21 protein-coding genes and 1 tRNA gene are annotated in these 20,471 nt (G+C 62.5%); 9 read left to right on the forward strand and 13 right to left on the reverse strand.

The annotated features are described in order from the left end of the window. Positions 1-21: 21 nt before the first annotated feature. From I6L39_RS01480 to I6L39_RS01505, 6 genes are all read left to right on the forward strand, one after another. On the forward strand, positions 22-1,155 hold the full coding sequence (locus tag I6L39_RS01480) for a methyltransferase (protein ID WP_216990830.1): 1,134 nt from the start codon (positions 22-24) through the stop codon (positions 1,153-1,155). Between the two features lie 24 nt (positions 1,156-1,179). Beyond that, the gene (locus I6L39_RS01485; RefSeq protein ID WP_042074785.1) at positions 1,180-1,752 is read left to right on the forward strand and encodes a YajG family lipoprotein; all 573 of its coding nucleotides are present in this window, start codon (positions 1,180-1,182) and stop codon (positions 1,750-1,752) included. Between the two features lie 14 nt (positions 1,753-1,766). Continuing rightward, positions 1,767-2,318: a peptidylprolyl isomerase gene (locus I6L39_RS01490; RefSeq protein WP_209793929.1), complete on the forward strand. Its 552-nt coding sequence runs from the start codon at positions 1,767-1,769 to the stop codon at positions 2,316-2,318. 114 nt (positions 2,319-2,432) lie between these two features. Then, on the forward strand, positions 2,433-2,762 hold the full coding sequence (locus tag I6L39_RS01495) for a hypothetical protein (protein ID WP_216990831.1): 330 nt from the start codon (positions 2,433-2,435) through the stop codon (positions 2,760-2,762). A 186-nt stretch (positions 2,763-2,948) separates the two neighbouring features. Next, positions 2,949-4,250, forward strand: a complete 1,302-nt coding sequence (locus I6L39_RS01500) for an MFS transporter (RefSeq protein WP_244462904.1) — start codon at positions 2,949-2,951, stop codon at positions 4,248-4,250. Positions 4,251-4,406: 156 nt separating this feature from the next. Next, positions 4,407-5,213: an outer membrane protein OmpK gene (locus I6L39_RS01505; protein ID WP_042074788.1), complete on the forward strand. Its 807-nt coding sequence runs from the start codon at positions 4,407-4,409 to the stop codon at positions 5,211-5,213. A 115-nt stretch (positions 5,214-5,328) separates the two neighbouring features. On the opposite strand, the gene I6L39_RS01510 is transcribed toward I6L39_RS01505, so the two are convergent. Continuing rightward, positions 5,329-5,811: a YajQ family cyclic di-GMP-binding protein gene (locus tag I6L39_RS01510; protein ID WP_005303589.1), complete on the reverse strand. Its 483-nt coding sequence runs from the start codon at positions 5,809-5,811 to the stop codon at positions 5,329-5,331. A 370-nt stretch (positions 5,812-6,181) separates the two neighbouring features. On the opposite strand from I6L39_RS01510, the gene I6L39_RS01515 reads away from it, so the two are divergent. Both I6L39_RS01515 and I6L39_RS01520 read left to right on the forward strand, forming a co-directional pair. Continuing rightward, positions 6,182-7,129 carry a ketopantoate reductase family protein gene (locus I6L39_RS01515; protein ID WP_216990832.1) on the forward strand — a complete coding sequence of 316 codons (948 nt, stop codon included), beginning with the start codon at positions 6,182-6,184 and terminating at the stop codon, positions 7,127-7,129. A gap of 32 nt (positions 7,130-7,161) precedes the next feature. After that, positions 7,162-7,737 (forward strand): DJ-1 family glyoxalase III, encoded by a 576-nt coding sequence (locus I6L39_RS01520; RefSeq protein WP_216990833.1) that lies wholly within the window; start codon positions 7,162-7,164, stop codon positions 7,735-7,737. A 370-nt stretch (positions 7,738-8,107) separates the two neighbouring features. Here the strand turns inward: I6L39_RS01520 and arsC are convergent, their stop codons facing one another. The 9 genes from arsC to I6L39_RS01565 form a co-directional block, all read right to left on the reverse strand. Then, positions 8,108-8,533: a glutaredoxin-dependent arsenate reductase gene (arsC, locus tag I6L39_RS01525; RefSeq protein ID WP_216990834.1), complete on the reverse strand. Its 426-nt coding sequence runs from the start codon at positions 8,531-8,533 to the stop codon at positions 8,108-8,110. Positions 8,534-8,566: 33 nt separating this feature from the next. Further along, the gene (arsB, locus tag I6L39_RS01530; RefSeq protein ID WP_216990835.1) at positions 8,567-9,628 is read right to left on the reverse strand and encodes an ACR3 family arsenite efflux transporter; all 1,062 of its coding nucleotides are present in this window, start codon (positions 9,626-9,628) and stop codon (positions 8,567-8,569) included. Positions 9,629-9,669: 41 nt separating this feature from the next. After that, positions 9,670-10,902: an organoarsenical effux MFS transporter ArsJ gene (gene arsJ / locus I6L39_RS01535; protein WP_216990836.1), complete on the reverse strand. Its 1,233-nt coding sequence runs from the start codon at positions 10,900-10,902 to the stop codon at positions 9,670-9,672. Positions 10,903-10,909: 7 nt separating this feature from the next. Beyond that, entirely contained in the window at positions 10,910-11,926 is a 1,017-nt protein-coding gene (locus tag I6L39_RS01540; RefSeq protein ID WP_216990837.1) for an ArsJ-associated glyceraldehyde-3-phosphate dehydrogenase, read from the reverse strand. 10 nt (positions 11,927-11,936) lie between these two features. Next, positions 11,937-12,434 carry a tyrosine-protein phosphatase gene (locus I6L39_RS01545; protein WP_254203710.1) on the reverse strand — a complete coding sequence of 166 codons (498 nt, stop codon included), beginning with the start codon at positions 12,432-12,434 and terminating at the stop codon, positions 11,937-11,939. A 113-nt stretch (positions 12,435-12,547) separates the two neighbouring features. Next, positions 12,548-14,350 carry an arsenical pump-driving ATPase gene (gene arsA / locus I6L39_RS01550; protein WP_216990839.1) on the reverse strand — a complete coding sequence of 601 codons (1,803 nt, stop codon included), beginning with the start codon at positions 14,348-14,350 and terminating at the stop codon, positions 12,548-12,550. Between the two features lie 46 nt (positions 14,351-14,396). Further along, positions 14,397-14,768, reverse strand: a complete 372-nt coding sequence (gene arsD, locus I6L39_RS01555; RefSeq protein ID WP_042074801.1) for an arsenite efflux transporter metallochaperone ArsD — start codon at positions 14,766-14,768, stop codon at positions 14,397-14,399. A gap of 4 nt (positions 14,769-14,772) precedes the next feature. After that, complete coding sequence (locus I6L39_RS01560) at positions 14,773-15,141, reverse strand: helix-turn-helix transcriptional regulator (protein ID WP_216990840.1); 369 nt, start codon at positions 15,139-15,141, stop codon at positions 14,773-14,775. A 290-nt stretch (positions 15,142-15,431) separates the two neighbouring features. Continuing rightward, positions 15,432-15,519 (reverse strand) — tRNA-Ser (locus I6L39_RS01565). Between the two features lie 198 nt (positions 15,520-15,717). Here I6L39_RS01565 and I6L39_RS01570 point away from each other — a divergent pair. Next, entirely contained in the window at positions 15,718-16,467 is a 750-nt protein-coding gene (locus tag I6L39_RS01570) for a DsbA family protein (protein WP_216990841.1), read from the forward strand. Positions 16,468-16,533: 66 nt separating this feature from the next. On the opposite strand, the gene galE is transcribed toward I6L39_RS01570, so the two are convergent. From galE to hcp, 3 genes are all read right to left on the reverse strand, one after another. Continuing rightward, entirely contained in the window at positions 16,534-17,547 is a 1,014-nt protein-coding gene (galE, locus tag I6L39_RS01575) for a UDP-glucose 4-epimerase GalE (RefSeq protein ID WP_216990842.1), read from the reverse strand. Positions 17,548-17,631: 84 nt separating this feature from the next. After that, positions 17,632-18,639 (reverse strand): hybrid-cluster NAD(P)-dependent oxidoreductase, encoded by a 1,008-nt coding sequence (locus I6L39_RS01580; protein WP_216990843.1) that lies wholly within the window; start codon positions 18,637-18,639, stop codon positions 17,632-17,634. A 101-nt stretch (positions 18,640-18,740) separates the two neighbouring features. After that, positions 18,741-20,390: a hydroxylamine reductase gene (gene hcp / locus I6L39_RS01585; RefSeq protein WP_216990844.1), complete on the reverse strand. Its 1,650-nt coding sequence runs from the start codon at positions 20,388-20,390 to the stop codon at positions 18,741-18,743. Positions 20,391-20,471 lie beyond the last annotated feature (81 nt).

Here is a 20,471-nt window from a genome sequence, read left to right on the forward strand (position 1 = left end):
CACAATGTTGGACTCCTGCCTATGCAAACCCTGCTCGACACGGCCCACTGCCGCCTGACCCTGTACCGTTACCCGCGGCAGAACCAGGATCCCCTGCAGGCCTGGGATGCGGCGGACGAGTATCTGATCAATGAGCTTGCCGAGTCGCAGCAAGCGCCTGATGGTCCCGTCATCATCATGAACGACGGCTTCGGCGCCCTGGCGGCCTTCCTGCACGCCCACGCCCCCGTCTGCGTGACCGACTCCCATGTCAGCGAGCGGGCGACCCTGGCCAACCTGGCGGAGAATGGCCTGGATCCCGATGCCATCCGCCTGCAGGATGCCCTGGCACCGCTGCCCGATGCCCCGGCTCTGGTGGTGATCAAGGTTTCCAAGTACCAGGCGCTGCTGGAACAGCAACTCCTGGCGCTGCGCCAGGTGGTCACGCCGGCGACCCGCATCCTGGCCGCCGGCAAGGCCAAGGACATTCACACCTCCACCCTCAAGCTGTTCGAGAAGTATCTGGGCGAGACCCGTACCTCGCTCGCCTGGAAGAAGGCGCGGCTCATCCACTGCACGCCGGCCGCCGAGCGCCCGGCCCTGCCCAACCCCTTCCCGACCGTCTGGCCGCTGGAGGGCAGCGGCATGCTGATCCACAACCATGCCAACGTGTTTTCCCGCACCAGTCTGGATATCGGTGCCCGCTTCATGCTGGACAATTTGCCCATCCACAGTGCCCGCAGGGTGATCGATCTGGGCTGTGGCAACGGCGTGCTCGGGCTCTCCCTGCTCGCGCGGGACAGCGAAGCAGAGGTGACCTTCATCGACGAGTCCTATATGGCGGTCGCCTCGGCGCGGCTGAACGTCGAGCACAACCTGCCGGATGCCCTGCCGCGGGCCCGCTTCATGGTCAACAACTGTCTCGACGGCGTACCGGCCGGCTCGGCGGACCGCATCCTCTGCAACCCGCCGTTCCATCAGTTGCAGGCGATCACCGATCACATCGCCTGGCAGATGTTCACCGATGCGCACCGGGTGTTGCCTCAGGGGGGTGAACTCTGGATAGTAGGCAACCGTCACCTGGACTATCACAACAAACTCAAGCGCCTGTTTGGCAACGCACAAGTCGTTGCGTCGAACAGCAAATTCGTTATTTTGAAAGCCATCAAACGCTGAAGCTAAAGCCAAAGGAAACCCATGATGAAAAAGTCACTCTTGCTGCTGGCCGCCCTGGTGCTGGGTGGTTGTGCCACCCACTGGCCGGAGAGCGCCCTGCTCAACCCGCAAATCATCCCCTCCAACCAGCAGTACTACTCAGGCAACCGCATCACCATGGAAGGGGTGGACAAGCGCGAGGCCGCCTACGTCTTCTCCATCAAGAAGAAAGAGAAGGCCCCCGTGCTGGTCAACAGCAGCCAGCCCCTCAACAGCCTGCTGGCGGAAAAACTGGCGGAAGGGCTGCGCAGCCAGGGGCTGGAAGTAGGCAACAGCGGCACCACCAACCTGACCCTGGCCATCTCCACCGCCGCCGTCACCGTGGAAGAGAAGACCTTCACCTATGTCACCAAGTCCCGCGTCAGCCTGCAGGTGATCGCCGACTTCCAGGGCAGCAAGCTGACCAAGCAGTTCAACATGTCCTCCAGCAAGGAAGGCCCGGGGGAGCCGAGCATGGCGGATCTGGAGTCCACCCTGAACCAGCAACTGGGCAGCGTGCTGCAGCAGATCATGGCCGACGAGGCGCTGCGCGGCTATCTCAAGGGTCAGCCGAGCTGAGCGAGGACATATAGATGAAGAAACTCTGGTTACTGATCACCCTGATCGCCCCCCTGGCCTTTGCCGGCCAAAAGGTTCAGATGGAGACCAATCATGGCACCATAGTGGTCGAGCTGGCTCCCAAGCAGGCGCCGCAGACGGTGAAAAACTTCCTGCGCTACGTGGCGGACGGCAGCTATGACGGCAGCCTCTTCCACCGGGTGATCCAGAACTTCGTGGTACAGGGCGGGGGCTACAATCAGCAGTTCCAGCCGCTGCCGACCTTCGATCCCGTGGTCAACGAGTCTAGGGGCGGCCTGCCCAACAAGCGCGGCAGCATCGCCATGGCCCGCACCCAGGCAGTCGACAGCGCCACTCGCCAGTTCTACTTCAACCTGGTGGACAACGACAACCTCAACGCCAATGCCGGCGCCGGTTACACCGTGTTCGGCCAGGTGGTGCAGGGCATGGAGGTGCTGGACAAGCTGGCCCAGGTCCAGACGGGCTACAGCTCCATCCTGCGCGCCAACGACGTGCCCACCAGCCCCATCATCCTGAAAAAAGTGGTGCTGCTGGCGGACAAATAACGCGCGCCGGATCACACTCCGCCGCCCCCATGAACGGGTCACCGGTCTCCTTTTCTATACTCAGCCCTTGCCCGAGGTTTGCGGGAGATGCAGCGACTGAGCCAGGAGGAACCGGTGACCTGTCACGATTACATAGCCCAACACGCCGGCCCGCTGGCCCAGGCGGTCCGTCATTTCCTGGCACGGGAAATCCCCTATCACCAGCTGGAAGACTTGAGCTGGCAGCTCCTCTCCCTCTGGCAGGCCCTCCCCGTCATCCCCCTGGACAAGGCCCCCGCCAGCGAACAGGAGGGAGTATTCTGGCACCTGCTGCACAGCCTGCACCTGTGGGATGAACAGCAACTCGTCAGCGCGACCTGGCTGCGCCTGCAGCTGATGGCCTGCGCCAATTTTCTCGCCGCCGAGGGTCCCTGCCCGGGCCACTGCATCGGCTCGCGCCCCTGAATCCTGCCCGTCCCGTTCGGCTTGCCTTGGCTAGGCCGCGCGAACCTGACAAAATGACCCCCTTTTCCCAGAGGAGTCAGGCAGTTGAACAATCTCAGCCCGCCCAGCCATACCCCGGGCCGTGCCACCAGCTGGCGAGATGCCCTCGCCGTCTATCTGGAAGCGCGGGTGCTCATCCTGTTTGCCATGGGATTCTCCTCCGGTCTGCCGCTGCTGCTGGTCTTTGGCACCCTGTCGTTCTGGTTGCGCGAGGCGGATGTCAGCCTGACCGACATCGGCTACATGAGCTGGGTGGCGCTGGCATATGGCTTCAAGTGGCTATGGTCACCCCTGGTGGATCGACTGCCCCTGCCCCTGCTTTCACGGCTGCTGGGGCGGCGGCGCAGCTGGATGCTGCTCTCCCAGGTGCTGATCGCTCTCTCCCTGGTCGGCATGGCCTATTGCGATCCCAAGACCCAGCTCGCCCAGCTCGCCCTGTTCGCCCTGCTGGTGGCCTTCGCCTCCGCCACCCAGGACATCGTCATCGACGCCTATCGTATCGAGTCTGCACCGGAGCGGCTGCAGGCGGCCATGGCGGCCTCCTACATGACGGGTTACCGGCTCGCCATGATCATGGCCGGTGCCGGGGCCCTGGCGCTGGCCGCCTGGCTCGGCAGCAACAGCGGCTATGACTATCGCGGCTGGCAGCTTACCTATCTGCTGATGGGGGGCCTGATGTCCCTCGGCGTCATCACCACCCTGGTCAGTCACGAGCCGGATATCGATCTCAAGGGTCAGGACGAGCAGCAGATGGCACGCAAGGCGTTGCTGCTGGAGCGGGGCTGGGCGCCCACGCTGGCCGGGCTGGGCGCCTGGACCTACGAGGCCATCTGGTGTCCCTTCGCCGACTTCTTCCGCCGCTACGGCTCCTCGGCCCTGCTGATCCTCGGGCTTATCGCCTGCTATCGCATCTCGGACGTGGTGATGGGGGTGATGTCCAACAGCTTCTACGTGGACCTGCAATTCAGCAAGACGGAAGTGGCCACCATCACCAAGGTGTACGGCGTCATCATGACGCTGGTGGGGGCGGCGCTCGGTGGGGTGCTGGTGATGCGCTTCGGCACCCTGCGCATCCTGTTCCTCGGCGCCGTGCTGACCGCCAGCACCAACCTGCTGTTCGCCCTGCTCAACGAGGTGGGCCACAACCTGGAGCTGCTGACCCTCATCATCTCGCTGGACAACCTCAGCGCCGGCATCGCGACGGCTGCGTTTGTGACCTATCTGTCGAGCCTCACCAACGTGGCCTTCTCGGCCACCCAGTACGCGCTGTTCAGCTCCATCATGCTGCTGCTGCCCAAGCTGCTTGCGGGTTTCTCCGGTCGGGTGGTCGAGCTGATCGGCTACAGCCACTTCTTCATCGGCACCAGCCTGCTCGGCATTCCGGTGATGATACTGATCATTATGGTTGCCAAACGAGGCAGTGCTTTGTCACCAGAAACGAACAAATAGCAAGCGTTTGCGGATTTTTGGGGGTGATTAGATTCACAAATCCTGACAAAGTTCCCTGGCTCTTGTTTATCCGTTGAATTTATTTGGCTAGAATCCCTTCCGCTCCTTGTGGGCAGGCTACGGAAAACCTCAACTAACGCACAAGAGACCAATAAAATGGCCAAATTTACCAAGACTCTGATCGCTGCCGGTCTGCTGGCTGCCTCCGCCACTCCGGCCCTGGCTGCCGATTACAGCGGCGACATCCACAAGAACGACTACAAGTGGTTCCAGTTCAACGTGATGCACACCATCGACCAGCTGCCCTACGCTGAGTCCGAAGGTGGCTACAACGATACCTACTTCGAAATGGAGTTTGGTGGCCGTTCCGGTATCTTCGATCTGTACGGTTACGTCGACGTGTTCGACATCTTCCAGAACCGTCACGACGACAAGCACAACCAGGACAACCTGTTCATCAAGTTCGCACCGCGTATCTCCATCGATGCCATGACCGGCAAAGATCTCTCCTTCGGCCCGGTGCAGGAAGTCTACATCGCCAACCTGATCAACGTGGGTGGTCCGGATGGTCTGTTTGAAGCCATGACCGGTCTGGGTGCAGACGTACAAGTGCCCTGGTTCGGCAAGGTTGGCATGAACCTGTATGCCCGTCACGTCAACGAAGGCGGTGGCGAGCAGGGCTGGAACGGCTATCAGTTCTCCATGAACTGGTTCAAGCCTTTCTACACCTTCTCCAACGGCAGCTTCGTAGCCTATCAGGGTTACCTGGATCACCTGTTTGATGCCAAGGACACTTCCACCGACGGTACCGCCATGTTCAACGGCCTGTACTGGCACTCCGACCGCTACGCCGTCGGTTACGGCCTGAAGTACTTCAACGACATCTACGGCATCCAGAATGGTTCCTACGGTTTGAAGACCACTGGTTTTGGCCACTACTTCTCCGTGACCTACAAGTTCTAATCGAACGGGTTACGCAGAAACAAAAAACCGGAGCAGTCGCTCCGGTTTTTTTATGGCGCCTTCGCCGACCTCTTTGCCGTGACAATGGGGAGGACCGAGCCCTCCCCGTCCGCCATCAGTCGCGGAAGTTCTGGAACTGCATCGGCTGACCCAGCTCGGCGCCACGCACCAGGGCCATGGTCTCCTGCAGATCGTCGCGCTTCTTGCCGGTGACCCGCACCTCGTCGCCCTGGATCGCGGCCTGCACCTTGATCTTGGAGTCCTTGATCAGCTTCACCAGCTTCTTGGCGACTTCCTTGTCGATCCCCTGCTTGAACTTCACGGTCAGGTGGAAACGCTTGCCGGAGTGAACGCTGTCACCCACGTCCATGGAGCTGTTCTCGATGTTGCGCTTGAGCAGGGCGCCGCGCAGGATCTCGACCATCTGCTTGAGCTGGAAGTCGGCGTCGGCCTCCAGCTTCACCTCTTCCTTGTTCAATTCGAAGCTGGCTTCCACGCCACGAAAATCGAAACGGGTCGCCAGTTCACGATTGGCGTTATCGACGGCGTTCAACACCTCGTTCATTTTGACTTCAGAGACAATATCGAATGACGGCATAGCCGGGCTCCTCATGCTGTGCTTCAGGTTGTGCTTATCGGTGGGCAAATCTACCAGAAAACGGGCAAATTTGCTGATTTCGATGGGACTGCTCTGCTAGAATCCCCTGCGCACAGGAATGGTGAGACCCGTTAGAACCCTTTCAGGATCTGTCGCGAGAGATCGGGAAACTCGGTGAAGAGCGCCGCAGGAACCGGAGTGTATATGAATGCATGAGCTTCCGGTTTCACATAAGCGGGCCGCGCATGAGCCTTGAACACAACCTCTCAGCAAGATCATGAACCGGTTCTTGGTGTCCACCAGCGACATCTTCCCTTATCCCGGTAGGCGGTTGACCGGATTGCAGCCCTTACCCTGATCGAGCCTCTCCATGCCAAGCGGATTACGCGACAACAACCTGAAAACCCGCCGTCACCCCGTCTCTCCCGAGTGGACCTTGCTGGGCTGCGGCGCCCTGGGTGGCGTCTTCGCCTCCCTGTTGACCCTAAGCGGCCAACCGACGCGCATCCTGCTGCGCGAGCGGCACCGTGCCACCCTGCACCCCGGCATCGACTTCACCTCCCTCGACGGCCATACCCAGCTCCTTGCCATCGAGCGCGCCTTCATCGACAAGCCAGGCCCCATCAGACGCCTGCTGGTGATGACCAAGGCGGGGCAGGTCATTTCGGCCCTCACCCCCCTGGTCGGGCAACTGGCAGCAGGGGTTCCCATCGTACTGCTGCACAACGGCATGGGGGTCGCCGAACGGGTGGCGGCCCTTTTCCCCCACAATCCTGTCATCGCCGGCGTCACCAGCCACGGCGCCCTGCAGAGCGGCCACTTCGTGTTCCGCCACACCGGCAAGGGGGAGACCTGGCTCGGCCCCGTCAATGAGGCGGCCCGCTCCTGTGCCCATCTGGCGGACGAGCTCGCTCGCGCCCTCGGCCAGGCCGGCTGGGATGAGCAGATCCTCACCCGCCAGTGGCAGAAACTCGCCGTCAACTGCGCCATCAATCCGCTCACCGCCCTGTATCGACTCAAGAATGGCGAGCTGGCGGGCCCGCGCTTTGCCGACGTCTTGCAGCAGATCTGCGTGGAAGTGGCGGACGTGATGCAGGCCGAAGGCCAGCCGACCGGCAGCGATGAGCTGCTGCGCCGGGTCATGACGGTGGTGGAGCTCACCGCCGACAATTACTCTTCCATGTATCAGGACATGGAGCAGGGCCGAGAGACCGAGATCGAGGCCATCACCGGCTTCCTGCTCGGCAAGGCTGCGGTGCACGGCATCGCGGTACCGGTCAACCAGGGCCTCTATCAGGCCGTCAAAGAGAAACGCTGAGCCCGGGAGTGCGGGCGGCGGAGGAGTGCAGGATGAGCGTACTGGTATTGGTGGCCCCCGGGTCGGAAGAGATAGAGACGGTCGCCATCGTCGACACCCTGGTGCGCGGGGGCATGGAGGTGGTGCTGGCCTCCTGCTGTCCGGCGGGGCAGCGCCAGATCCGCGCCTCTCGCGGCGTGCAGCTGGTGGCGGATTGCCACCTCGACGAGCTGACCAGCCGTGACTTCGAAGCCATGGTCGTGCCCGGCGGGCTGCCTGGCAGCGAAGTGATCCGCGACACGCCCCTCGCCATCGACCTGCTGAGAGAACAGGCCCAGCTCGGCCGCTGGCGTGCGGCCATCTGCGCCGCCCCCGCCGTGGTGCTGCACCATCACGGCTTGCTGGGGGATGCCAGCGTCACCTGCCATCCCGGCTTTCAGGCCCGCCTGCCTGCGGCGCAGCTGAGCGCGGCACGGGTGGTACGGGACGACGACCATCACCTGATCACCAGTCAGGGCCCGGGCACCGCCATCGAGTTCGCCCTCGAACTGGTGCGGGTGCTGCGCGGCGATGAAACCGCCCGTGCGGTAGCCGGGCTCATGGTGCTAGCTCCTTCGGTGCAGTCATAACGGCTTACCCGGCATCTCCTGTGACGACGAGCCCCTTGCCTAACGGCAAGGGGCTCTGCTATTGGCGACTTGCAAAGTAGCGGTCCCCCAACGGCACGCCAACCAGACTTTGATGCACAGACCTACCACCAGAGATCGGCAATAGTGTCCTCATACCGAGCAGACTGGGGCATAGCTGTCGAAAAGCCCCGTACAGATCACCTCGACCTTGTCTCTTCGTAGCTGCACTCCCAGCCCCCCTGATAAAGATCGATGCCAGCAACGCCTCGATAAGGCAACGGACCCAGGACCAGCCAGCTGCCTCTGGCAGCCTGCCGGCCGCCATCGGCGTCGTCATATCGCCAGCGCAGCCCCGATCAGGGCATCAGGGTCACAGGATGCGCTTTCCCTGGGCGTCCACCACCTGCTCACCATCTTCCTTGGTGAAGGCCCCTCGCTGGGGGTTGGGCAGTATGTCCAGCACCACTTCGGACGGGCGGCACAGCCGGGTGCCCAGCGGGGTGACGACGATGGGGCGGTTGATCAGGATGGGATGGGCCAGCATGGCGTCGATCAGTTCCTCGTCGCTGAACCTCTCCTCGGCCAGCCCCAATGCCTCGTAAGGGGTCACGTTCCGGCGCAGCAGCTCGCGCACCGGCATGGCCATGGCGGCAATGAGTGCGATCAGGGTTTCGCGGCTCGGCGGTGTCTCCAGATAGTGGATAACGGCCGGTTCAACCCCTGAGTTGCGGATAAGCGCCAGCGTATTGCGGGAGGTGCCGCAGGCAGGGTTGTGGTAGATGGTTATTGCAGTCATATGGTTCCCTTTATTGCGTATGCAGTCCGAGCCTTACGCCGTCTTGCCTTCGTACCACGGCTTGGTGGCATTCACGACCTTCACGACCAGCAGCATGATAGGCACCTCGATCAAGACCCCAACCACGGTTGCCAATGCGGCGCCCGAGTGGAAACCGAACAAGCTGATGGCAGCCGCGACGGCGAGTTCAAAGAAGTTGGATGCACCTATGAGGGCTGACGGACAGGCCACCGAATGCTTTTCTCCCACTTTTTTGTTGAGCCAGTAGGCCAGGCTGGCATTGAAGATGACCTGGATCAGGATGGGCACGGCCAGCAGGGCAATGACCAGGGGTTGCTCAATGATGGCATTGCCCTGGAAGGCAAACAGCAGTACCAGGGTCAGCAGCAGCGCTGCCACGGACCAAGGCTGGATCTTGTGCATCACCTCATCAAAGCTGGCTTGTCCGTGGCGCAACAAGGCTTTGCGGATAAGCTGAGCCATGATGACCGGGATAACGATGTAGAGCACCACAGAGATAAGCAGGGTGTCCCATGGCACGGTAATGCTGGACACGCCCAGCAAGAGACCCACAACGGGCGCAAACGCAAACACCATGATGAGGTCGTTCAAGGCCACCTGAGACAAGGTGAAGTAGGGGTCTCCGTTCGTCAGTCTGCTCCAGACAAAGACCATGGCTGTACATGGCGCTGCGGCTAGCAAAATGAGTCCGGCGATATAGCTATCCAACTGATCGCCAGGAAGCATGTCGGCGAACAGTACACGAATGAACAACCACCCAAGGAAGGCCATGGAAAAGGGCTTGACCAACCAGTTGATAAACAGGGTCACACCAATCCCTTTTACATGCCCCTTCACTTGATGCAGCGCAGAGAAGTCGATCTTGAGCAGCATGGGGATGATCATGACCCAGATCAGCAGACCGACAGGCAGATTGACCTGCGCAATTTCCATGGCGCCAATCGCCTTGAACAGGCTGGGAAATACCTGCCCCAAGGTGATCCCGACCAGGATGCAGATTGCCACCCATGCGGTCAGATAGCGTTCAAAAAAACCGATGGCAGGCGCTTCGGCTGCCTTGCATTGTGCTGACATGACGACTCCAAAGGGTCACAGACCCATCAAAAAGAGGAGGGTCAGCGACCCTCGTTACCAACATTCAACTGATGGCGCGGCAGACCCAGGGAGATCAACGCCGCCAGCAGAATAAAGAGAGTGGAGATCCAGAGGCAGGCCTCGAGACCATAAAGCTGGAACACCAGCCCGGAGAGCAGGGTGCCGAGCAGGCGCCCCAGGGCATTGGCCATGTAGTAGAAGCCCACATCCAGCGATACCCCGTCAGACCCGGCATAGCTGACGATGAGGTAGCTGTGCAGGGAGGAGTTGATGGCAAACAGGGCACCGAACACCATCAGGCCGCCCACCAGGCTGATGGCCGGATGCACCTCATAGTGGAGCGCCAGGGCAATCAGGGCCGGGACCAGAGCCAGCGACAGTGCCCAGCCCATGGCGGCCTTGCCATCAGGCACCCGCCCCTCGCACTTGCCGGTAAAGCGGGGGGCCTGGGTCTGTACCACCCCGTAGGCGATGATCCAGAACGCCAGGAAGCCCCCCACATACCCGTGATCCCAGCCAAAGCTGGAGGCGAGGTAGACAGGCAGCGCCACCACAAACCAGACATCCCGGGCACCAAACAGGAAGAGGCGGGCCGCCGACAGATAGTTGATGGCCCGGCTCTTGGAGAAGATCTCGCTGAACTTGGGCTTGTTCCTGGCCTTGCCGAGATCCCGTGTCAGGGTCAGCAGGCTGATGCACCACACCAGCGCCAGGGCCAGGGCCATGACCAGCACGGCCCCCCGAAACCCGAGCAGGGTCAGCAGGGCGCCGCCGAGGAAGAAGCCCATCCCCTTCAGGGCATTCTTCGAGCCGGTCAGGAGTGCCACCCACTGGTAGAGCTGACCCTGCGCCTCTCCCGGCACCAGCAACTTGATGGCGCTTTTGGCACTCATCTTGTTGAGATCTTTTGCTATCCCCGAGAGCGCCTGCGCGCCCATCACCCAGGGCACCGTCAGCCAGAGCGGTGGCACCAGCAGCATGCCCAGCGCCAGCACCTGGAGGGCGAGGCCTATGTTCATGGTGCGGTTGAGCCCGAGGCGAGCGCCAATCCAGCCCCCCACCAGATTGGTCACCACCCCGAAGATCTCGTAGAAGAGGAACAGGGAGGCGATGGCCAAGGGGCTGTAGCCCAGCCCGTGGAAGTAGAGCACCACCAGCATGCGCAGGGCGCCGTCGGTCAGGGTGAAGGCCCAGTAGTTGCCGGTCACCAGCAGATACTGGCGGATCTCGGGGGAGAGGCGGGTCGCTGCCATGGCCGGGTTATCCTTGCGCCTTGTCCATCCGGCCGACCATGCGCATCAGCTCGGCGGTGCGGTTGGCATAGCCCCACTCGTTGTCATACCAGGCGTAGATCTTCACCTGGGTGTCATTGACCACCATGGTGGAAAGCGCATCTATGGTGCAGGAGCGCGGATCCGTCCTGTAATCCACCGACACCAGGGGGCGCTCCTCATAGCCCATGATCCCCTCGAGCTCGTTCATGGCGGCCGCCTTGAGCAGGCCATTGACCTCGGCCTCCGTGGTGGGGCGGCTCACCTCGAACACGCAGTCGGTGAGGGAGGCGTTGGCGAGCGGCACCCGCACCGCGTGGCCGTTCAGCTTGCCCTTGAGCTCGGGGAAGATGTGGGTGATGGCGGTGGCAGAGCCCGTGGTGGTGGGGATGAGACTCAAGCCGCAGGCGCGGGCACGGCGCAGATCGCTATGGGGGGCATCCAGGATGGTCTGGGTGTTGGTGATGTCGTGGATGGTGGTCATGGAGCCGTGCTTGATACCCAATTGCTCGTGGATCACCTTCACCACGGGCGCCAGGCAGTTGGTGGTACAGGAGGCCGCCGTCACTATGGGGTGCTGCGCCTTGTCGTAGAGGTGGTGGTTGACCCCCATGACGACGTTGAGGACCCCCTCTTCCTTGACCGGCGCAGTCACCACGACCCGCTTCACCCCTTGCGCCAGATAGGCGTCAAGCAACGCCTTGGTCTTCATCTTGCCACTGGCCTCGATCACCACGTCACAGCCGGACCAGTCGGTCTGAGCTATCTCCTTGTTGCGGGTGCAGAGGATGCGATGGTTGCCGATCACCATCTCGTCCCCCTCGCTGCTGGCCTCATGATGCCAGCGGCCATGGACCGAATCGAAGGTGATGAGGTGTGCCAGCGAGGCGGCATCGCCAGCCGGGTCATTGATGCGCACAAACTCCACATCCGCCCAGTCGAAGGCGGCGCGAAGCGAGAGACGGCCCATGCGGCCAAAACCGTTGATACCAACCTTGATAGTCATGCTGTTTTCCTTAACCGGCGAATGCGTAGTGGGTGTTGAGGTAGTCGACGTGAGGGGTCAGGGTCAGCGCCTTGGGACGCAGCCCCTGTACCAGTGCCTTCACCTCGGCGGGCGGATAACCCGACTCCAGCAGCAGGATGGCCGCCATCAACCCGGTACGACCCGAGCCGCCACGGCAATGGATGGCCAGGGTCTGACCCGCCGCCAGCCGCGCCAGCAGATCCGCCTTGTGGCTGGCAAAGGCCGCGGCGAACGGCGCCTCGGGTGCACAGTCGTCCTCCACCGGCAGGTGGAACCAGGCCAGCCCCAAGGCGGCGCATTCGGCGGGCACGGCATCGGCCTTGAATTCGCCAAGCTCGGCATCAGGCATCATGGTGACTACCGCATCAGCCCCGGCGGCTTGCAGGGTCTTGAGGGAGGCTTGCAGGGAAGCCTCCTTGGTGCCAGGGCAGGGAGTGAAGATAAGGCGGGCGCCATTATCCAGCTTCAGAATGTCAAAGGGGTGCATGATAAACAGCGACTCCATGTCTCGTTGAGAACGTCAGATTGATGCAAAATCGGGGATGGCTGGCGCGCGTAGGCACGAGAAGGCGGCCATGCACGCCGCACCTTGCCACTCGCTCACCCCTTCTTCGGGGTGGGGTGACACAATCCTTGCAGCGCCTTCAGTCCCACCGGCTCGACGGCCTGCAAGGGCACCACGGCATAGCGCTTTCCATGCTCCTCCTTGACCGCGGCGATATGGGGCTGCTGGCGACGGGCGCGCTGGGCCAGCAGGGGGGACGTGACGACGGCCGGGGACAGCACATGATTGACCACCCAGGCCCAGGGCTCGATGCCGGCGCGGCGCAGGTCGGCTTGCAGGTTGGCCGCCTCCTGCACCGGAGTCGGTTCGGGCAGGGTGACTATCATCACCTTGGTCTGTGTCGGGTCTTGCAACTGCATCATGGGGGTGGTGAAGTGCATCCCCTTGCCCCCCATCTGGCGGGCGATCTCCCTGTGATAGGCACCGGTCGCATCGAGCAGCAGCAGGGTGTGGCCGGTCGGTGCCGTGTCCATCACCACGAAGCGCCTGCCCGCCTCGCGAATGATCCGCGAGAAAGCCTGAAACACGGCGATCTCTTCGGTACAGGGGGAGCGCAGATCTTCTTCCAGCAGGGCGCGCCCCTGGGCATCCAGGCTCGCCCCCTTGGTGGCCAACACCTGGGCACGGTAACGCTCGGTCTCGGCGTGAGGATCGATGCGGCTCACCGCCAGGTTTGGCAGTGCTCCTGCCAGGGTCTCCCCCAGATGGGCGGCAGGATCGGACGTGGTGAGATGCACCGGCAACCCGCGACTGGCGAGTTCCACCGCCACCGCGGCCGCCAGAGTGGTTTTACCCACACCGCCCTTGCCCATCAGCATGATGAGCCCGTGGCCATCGCGGGCCAGCTCATCGACCAGTTGCTGCAACCCGGGGTGCTGCCCAGGGGGCGTGTTCTCGGCCTCACATGCCCCGTTGACGGACGCGGCACCGAGCAACTGACGCAGGCTCTCCACCCCCACCAGATTGGTCGCCAGGAGCGGCACTCTGTCTTGCGGCAGACTGGTCAGCAACGGTGGCATCTGCGCCATCGCCTCTTGCTCTCGCTGCCACAGGGCGCGGGCCAGGGGATCCTCGGCCAGCTCGCTTTGCGGGAAGATGCCATTGATGACCAGCTGCTGATTGGCAAGGCCGATGGCCGCCAGCTCGTCGTGGGTACGCGCCACTTCCCGCAGGGTCGAGGCCTGCGCACGGGCCACCAGGATGAGCCGGGTTCGCTTTGCATCCGACAGGGCCGCGACGGCCTCTGCGTATTGGCTTCGCTGTTTTTCCAGCCCGGCCAGCGGTCCCAGGCAGGACGCATCCCCCTTGCCTTGGGCCAGGAACTCGCTCCACGCCCCCGGCAGTTGCAACAGACGAAGGGTGTGACCCGTGGGCGCCGTATCGAAGACGATGTGGTCGTACTCCCCAACCAGGCGGCTGTCGGTCAAGAGGCCGGTGAACTCGTCAAAGGCGGCGATCTCGGTGGTGCAGGCACCGGAGAGCTGCTCCTCGATGCTGCGCACCACGCTCGGGGGCAGCTTGCCACGCACCGGGCCGACGATCCGCTCCCGATAGGCCTGCGCGGCGGCTTGCGGGTCAATCTCCAGAGCCGACAGCCCATCGACCTGGGGGATCCGGGTTACCTGGTTCCCGATCCGGGTATCGAACACCTGGCCTACGTTTGAGGCCGGATCCGTGCTCACCAGCAGCACCCGCTTGCCACTGTCACACAGGGCAACCGCACTGGCGCAGGCCAGCGAGGTCTTGCCCACTCCCCCCTTGCCGGTGAAGAAGAGAAACGGGGGCGCATCATGGAGAAACGAGTAGTTCAGAAACGGGCAGGCCAGCAATAGGGACATACGAGACTCCTCTCTGGGCAACGGCTAGGATTGGCGAGATGGCGATTTAGCAGCAACCACTGCTGCCGGAGCAGCATCCACTCTTGACGATCCCCTTGATGGCGGCCTGCGGGGCGGGCAGACCGGCATAACGGGCCAGTTCAGCGCGGCCGGGGTAACGACCGGTGAGCACCACCTGGCCATCCACCAGCACCAGGGGCAGCCCCTCCTCTCCCGCATGAGTCAGGAAAGCGCTGACCGCAGGCGTCTCGGCAAACTGCATGGGCTGCTGGGCCAGATTGAAACGCTCGATGGCCACCCCCTGCGATCTGACCCAGGCGACATCAGCGGCAAAACTCACCAGGCGCTGTTCTACCTCGGTCCCACACACACCGCTGGCACAGCACAGTGCCGGATCGAACACTTGAATGACGGACATGGCATTACTCCTTGTTGCAGCAGGGCTGCGCAGGCAATACATGGGGCGAGCAGCCGGACTCGGCTCTCATCACCCCGCAGGCTTCCGGGTGACCGGCGCAGCACTCCTCGGTGAGGTAGCCGATAAGGCTCAGCATCAGGGGAATGTTGGCGCGATAGCGCAGGAAGCGCCCCTTCTGCTCCACCGAGAGCAGGCCCGCGTGCAGCATGGCCTTCAGGTGAAACGAGAGGGTATTGGGGGCGATGTCAAGCTCGCTGGCGAGCTGACCGGCGACCAGCCCCTCCAGCCCCGCCTTGACCAGCAGGCGCCACACATCGAGGCGAATGCCGGAGGCGAGGGATTCAAACACCTTGGTAGCGATCTCTTTGTTCATGACAAGGCCTTTCATTCACTTCAATAAATCAACTATACAAGAAATATTGAAATGATCAACGCGGCGGCACTCCGATAGACCCCCCGCCTCAATGCGCGGCCACAACGACCCCCGCCCCGCCTGGCCGGCCGCGGCCCTGGGCAATACCGGTTTCCCGACAGGCGACCAGTCTCCAAGAACCTTGGTGGCAAAGGGCCGGCAGAGGAGCCCATAGGACAGCAGGCGGAAGAAAAGGAGACAGGCCATAAACGAAAAAACCCATCTCATTCAATGAGATGGGTTTAAATATGTGGCGGAGGGGGTGGGATTTGAACCCACGGATGGTCGCCCATCGCCGGTTTTCAAGACCGGTGCATTCAGCCGCTCTGCCACCCCTCCGCAGCAGTGCGACGCATATTACCCATGCCCCCCGCCCTTGTAAATCCCCACCCAGTTTGTTTGCCCATTTATTGGGCTATCTGGCGCACAAGGGCTGCAAACTCGCCCCCAACCCCGCTTTTTAAAGCAGATGGCTTGACTTGAAAACAGACTCACCCACTATAGTGACCACTACGATATTCCCAGCAAGATGGACTTATGAAAATCACACATGCCCTGTTCGCCGCCCTCACCGGCGCGACCCTGCTCATGGCGCCGGTACAGGCGAGCGAGCTGACCAAAAGCGATGTCGAGCAGATAGTGCGCGACTATCTGGTCAAAAATCCTGAGATCCTGGTCGAGATGTCCAACGCCCTGCGTGCCAAGCAGGAGAGCCAGCAGGCCGAGAACGACAAGACGCTGATCCAGGCCCATGCCAAGCAGCTCTATTCCAACCAGGATCCCGAGAGCGGCAATCCCAAGGGCAGCCTGACCGTGGTCGAGTTCTTCGACTACAACTGCGGTTATTGCAAACGCGCCCATCCCCTCGTCCAGCAACTGCTCGATGAAGACAAGGACATCCGCTATATCTACAAGCAGTTCCCCATCCTGAGCGAGACCTCCTACTACGCCGCCCGCGCGGCGCTGGCGGTGCAGCTCGGTCAGCCCGACAAGTACCAGGCCTTCCACGACAAGCTGTACGCCCATCAGGGATCGCTGGCCGACGAGGCCCAGGTGCAGACCATCGCCAAGTCCGCCGGGGTGGACTGGAGCAAGGTCGAGGCCAAGATCAAGGATGGCAGCATCGATCAGAACCTGGGAACCAACCGCGCCCTGGCCGAGGCCATGAGCATCTCCGGTACCCCGGGGTTCATCATCGGCGACCAGATCCTGCGCGGCGCCCCCCGCGATCTGGCGAGCCTCAAGGCCATCGTCAAGGATGTGCGCGCCGGCAAGAGCATTCAGTAACCCGCGTGTTGTTCATGAAAAAACGCCCCGGCATGCCGGGGCGTTTTGCTATTCAGGCTTTAACACTCAGGCCTGATAGCCGTCGGGGTTCTGGCTTTGCCAGCGCCAGGTATCGATCATCATCTGCTCCAGACCCCGCTCGGCCTGCCAGCCCAGCTCGTCACGGGCCAGGGTGGGCTCGGCCCAGCACTCGGCGATGTCGCCAGGGCGGCGGGGCTTGATCTGATACGGGATGGCGCGGCCGCTGGCCGCCTCGAACGCCTTGACCATCTCCAGCACGGAATAGCCCTGGCCGGTGCCGAGGTTATAGGTGAAGACCCCGGTGTCGCCCTGGATGCGGGCCAGCGCCTTGAGGTGACCGATGGCGAGATCCACGACATGGATGTAGTCGCGCACCCCGGTGCCATCCGGCGTCGGGTAGTCGTTGCCGAATACCCCCAGCTCCTTGAGCTTGCCCACCCCAACCTGGCTGATATAGGGCAGCAGGTTGTTGGGAATGCCGTTGGGATCTTCCCCGATGAGGCCGCTCTCGTGGGCACCGACCGGGTTGAAGTAGCGCAGCAGGACGATGGCCCAGCGAGGGTCGGATTTGGACAGATCCCTCAGTATCTCTTCCACCATCAGCTTGGAGCGGCCATAAGGGTTGGTGGCGCCGGTGGGGAAGTCTTCCCGCAGGGGCACAGACGCGGGATCCCCATAGACGGTGGCCGAGGAGCTGAACACCAGGCGGAACACGCCGGCCCTGGCCATCTCCTCGCACAGCACCAGGGTGCCTGTGATGTTGTTCTGATAGTAGGTGAGCGGGATCTGGCCGGACTCCCCCACCGCCTTGAGGCCGGCGAAGTGGATCACTGATTCGATCCTGTGCTCGGCGAACAGCCGCTGCAGGCAGGCCCTGTCCAGAATGTCCCCCTCCACGAAGGTGACCGGCTTGCCGGTGATCCGCTCCACTCGCCTGAGGGACTCAGGCGATGAGTTGGAGAGGTTGTCCAGAACTACCACCTGCAGCCCGGTGCCGAGCAGCTCGACCAGGGTGTGGGAACCGATGTAACCGGCTCCCCCTGTCACCAGAATTGTCATTGTGTATCCCGTGCTTTGCTGAAACTGGGTCAGAGTCTACCCCCCTGACCCGCCCGGGAAAAGGCCGGGATGCCAATGCTCCCCTCAATAGTCGAGGCTGACATCCCCCCTGGCGGTACAGGAGCAGGCCAGGGCGACGCCGCCCTCCAGATCCTGCGCGCTCAATGTCATCACGCTCTGGCGCTCGATCTCCCCTTCCGTGGTGCAGCGGCAGGCGCCGCACACCCCGGCGCGGCAAGCCGCCATCATGGTCTCCCCCGCCCCCTCCAGCGCCGCCAGCAGGGTCTGGCCCGGCAGTATCTTCACCTTCTTGCCGCTCTTTTTCAGGGTCAGCCAGAAGTGGTCGCTGCCGGTTTCCACTGGCACTGCGCTCGATGTCACAGCAGGCAGGCCGAAGGACTCCTGGTGCAACTGCCCGGCAGTCAGGCCGAGCCCGGCCAGCATCTCGCTCACCGCCGCCATGTAGGGGGCGGGTCCGCACAGATAGACGTGGCGGCTCAAGAGATCCGGCGCCAATTCCCTCAACATCTCCGGCGTGAGCCTGCCTACCCAGGGGTGCTCTGAAGGGGCTTCTTCCAGTATCAGGGCATGGCGCACACCGGCATGGGCCTCTGCCAGCGTGGCCAGCTCATTTGCGAAGATCACATCCTCGGGGGATCTGGCGCTGTGAATAAAGCGGATATCGGCGTCCGGGCGCTTGGCGAGCTCGTCCCGCAGCATGGCCCACATGGGGGTGATGCCGGAGCCGGCGCTGAGCAGCAGTGGCCGCTCGCAGGGGAGCGCCGTCAGGTGGAAGTCGCCGAAGGGGCCGTCGACCCGGATCTCGTCCCCGACCTGCAGACTCTGGTGCAGGTGGTGGGAGACCAGCCCCACGTCCTTGATGGTGACCTGCCAGAAAGGATCCTGCGGGCTGGAGGAGAGGGTATAGGCGCGGCACTGGGGCTTGCCGTCAATCTCGGTGTGCAGGGTGACGCACTGACCGGCCAGCACCGGGGGCAGTTCGCCCGCCAGCGGGGCAAACTGCCAGCTCGCCACGTCGTGGGTATCTGCAAGGCGACCTATGCAGCGCAAGGTGAAAGAGGTGGAGGTCATCACAAGGCTCCTCTTGTTGAAAGAATGGCGTCGAAAAAAGGCGAGCCATCAGGCTCGCCAAAGGCTTACAACATGCTGAGCGTGTCAGGCTGTGTCTCGGATCAGGCCGCCAGGATCTCGGCGAGATCGGCTTCTGCGGTAGTGGTACCTTTCAGACCGAACTGCTCCTCCAGCACCTTGAGCAGGGCCGGGGTGAGGAAGGCCGGGGCGGTCGGGCCGGTGCGGATGTCCTTCACACCCAGTGCCAGCAGGGTGAGCAGGATGACGATAGCTTTTTGCTCGAACCAGGAGAGCACCAGGGTCAGGGGCAGATCGTTGACGCCGCACTCGAACGCCTCGGAGAGCGCCAGGGCCAGCTGGATGGCGGAGTAGGCATCGTTGCACTGACCCACGTCCAGCAGGCGCGGAATACCGCCGATGTCGCCGAAATCGAGCTTGTTGAACTTGTACTTGCCGCAGCCCAGAGTCAGCAGCAGGCTGTCCTGCGGGATCGCCTTGGCAAACTCGGTGTAGTAGGCGCGCTCGGCACGGTCACCGTCACAGCCCCCCACCAGGAAGAAATGGCTGATCTCGCCGGCCTTCACCTTGTCAATCACCGCAGGGGCAGCCTGCATCAGGGCGTTGCGGGCAAAGCCGATGGTGATGAAGTGCTCAAGCTCAACGTGCTTGAAGCCTTCCAACGCTTGCGCCTTGGCGATGACCGCAGAGAAATCTTCCCCTTCCAGATGGGTCACGCCGGGCCAGCCGACGATGGAGCGGGTGAAGATGCGATCCGAGTAGTTACCCACGTTCGGGTCGATGATGCAGTTGGAGGTCATCACCACGGCGCCCGGGAAGTTCGCGAACTCCTTCTGCTGGTTCTGCCAGGCGGAGCCGTAGTTGCCCACCAGGTGCGGGTACTGCTTGAAGAAGGGGTAGGCCAGCGCCGGCAGCATCTCGCCATGGGTGTAGACCTTGATGCCGGTGCCCTTGGTCTGCTCCAGGATGAGCTTGAGATCCACCATGTCGTGACCGGAAACCAGAATGCACTTGCCCGGTACCGGAGTAACGCGTACCTGGGTCGGCTCCGGATGGCCAAAGGCGGTGGTTTCACCAAGATCCAGCATCTCCATGATCTTGAAGTTCAGCAGGCCGATGTCCATGGCGCACTTGAACAGCGGTTCCAGATCGCTCGGATCCGTGCCGAGCCAGCTCATGATGCGATGGAATTCGGCGGCCACCCCGGCATCCTGCTGATCCAGCACCCGGGCGTGTTCCATGTAGGCGGCGGCCCCCTTGAGGCCGTAGAGGCAGAGCAGGCGCAGCCCCATGATGTCTTCGTTGACCTCGTTCTTGCCGCGGTTGACCGCGGTCTGCGGCGCCTGCGCCAGCTGGGCCAGCAGATCGGCACCCGGCTCGAAGCTGGCCGCGGCGGGCAGTGTGTCGGCATGCACCGCCAGTGGTGCCAGCTTGGCGGCCAGTTGCTGACGATAGGCCAGCGCCTGGTTGACATAGGCCACGATGCGGGCGGAGTCGAAGTTGACGTTGGTGAGGGTGGCGAAGAAGGCCTTGGGCACAAAGGCGTCGATCTCGCTGTCGATCATGCCGTGCTCGCGGGCCGCCAGGGCCCAGGTGCTGAGACCCTGCAGGGTGTAGATCAGCACATCCTGCAGATCCGAGGTTTCCGCCGTCTTGCCGCACATGCCTTGTGCGTAAGCGCAGCCATTGCCTGCCGGGGTACGAATTGTCTGTTCACATTGCACACAAAACATCATGCCTCTCCTAATTGGACATTTCAGTTGTTTGTTTTGTGGCGATTCTATTCCTCCGACTCAAAACTTAATAGGCATTCA

This window comes from Aeromonas sp. FDAARGOS 1409 (assembly GCF_019048705.1).
GTDB classification, from domain to species: domain Bacteria; phylum Pseudomonadota; class Gammaproteobacteria; order Enterobacterales; family Aeromonadaceae; genus Aeromonas; species Aeromonas sanarellii.

Excerpts from the sequence above, each read along its gene's own strand:
- arsB (WP_216990835.1), bottom strand. The coding sequence starts at position 9,628 with ATGTCAGCACAATGCAAGGCAGCCGAAGCGCCTGCCATCGGTTTTTTT.
- arsD (WP_042074801.1), bottom strand. The coding sequence starts at position 14,768 with ATGTCCGTCATTCAAGTGTTCGATCCGGCACTGTGCTGTGCCAGCGGT.
- I6L39_RS01520 (WP_216990833.1), top strand. The coding sequence starts at position 7,162 with ATGAGCGTACTGGTATTGGTGGCCCCCGGGTCGGAAGAGATAGAGACG.
- I6L39_RS01515 (WP_216990832.1), top strand. The coding sequence starts at position 6,182 with ATGCCAAGCGGATTACGCGACAACAACCTGAAAACCCGCCGTCACCCC.
- I6L39_RS01580 (WP_216990843.1), bottom strand. The coding sequence starts at position 18,639 with ATGACCTCCACCTCTTTCACCTTGCGCTGCATAGGTCGCCTTGCAGAT.
- arsC (WP_216990834.1), bottom strand. The coding sequence starts at position 8,533 with ATGACTGCAATAACCATCTACCACAACCCTGCCTGCGGCACCTCCCGC.
- I6L39_RS01490 (WP_209793929.1), top strand. The coding sequence starts at position 1,767 with ATGAAGAAACTCTGGTTACTGATCACCCTGATCGCCCCCCTGGCCTTT.
- hcp (WP_216990844.1), bottom strand. The coding sequence starts at position 20,390 with ATGTTTTGTGTGCAATGTGAACAGACAATTCGTACCCCGGCAGGCAAT.
- arsJ (WP_216990836.1), bottom strand. The coding sequence starts at position 10,902 with ATGGCAGCGACCCGCCTCTCCCCCGAGATCCGCCAGTATCTGCTGGTG.
- I6L39_RS01485 (WP_042074785.1), top strand. The coding sequence starts at position 1,180 with ATGAAAAAGTCACTCTTGCTGCTGGCCGCCCTGGTGCTGGGTGGTTGT.
- I6L39_RS01570 (WP_216990841.1), top strand. The coding sequence starts at position 15,718 with ATGAAAATCACACATGCCCTGTTCGCCGCCCTCACCGGCGCGACCCTG.
- arsA (WP_216990839.1), bottom strand. The coding sequence starts at position 14,350 with ATGTCCCTATTGCTGGCCTGCCCGTTTCTGAACTACTCGTTTCTCCAT.
- I6L39_RS01500 (WP_244462904.1), top strand. The coding sequence starts at position 2,949 with ATGGGATTCTCCTCCGGTCTGCCGCTGCTGCTGGTCTTTGGCACCCTG.
- I6L39_RS01540 (WP_216990837.1), bottom strand. The coding sequence starts at position 11,926 with ATGACTATCAAGGTTGGTATCAACGGTTTTGGCCGCATGGGCCGTCTC.
- I6L39_RS01545 (WP_254203710.1), bottom strand. The coding sequence starts at position 12,434 with ATGCACCCCTTTGACATTCTGAAGCTGGATAATGGCGCCCGCCTTATC.
- I6L39_RS01510 (WP_005303589.1), bottom strand. The coding sequence starts at position 5,811 with ATGCCGTCATTCGATATTGTCTCTGAAGTCAAAATGAACGAGGTGTTG.
- I6L39_RS01480 (WP_216990830.1), top strand. The coding sequence starts at position 22 with ATGCAAACCCTGCTCGACACGGCCCACTGCCGCCTGACCCTGTACCGT.
- I6L39_RS01560 (WP_216990840.1), bottom strand. The coding sequence starts at position 15,141 with ATGAACAAAGAGATCGCTACCAAGGTGTTTGAATCCCTCGCCTCCGGC.
- galE (WP_216990842.1), bottom strand. The coding sequence starts at position 17,547 with ATGACAATTCTGGTGACAGGGGGAGCCGGTTACATCGGTTCCCACACC.
- I6L39_RS01505 (WP_042074788.1), top strand. The coding sequence starts at position 4,407 with ATGGCCAAATTTACCAAGACTCTGATCGCTGCCGGTCTGCTGGCTGCC.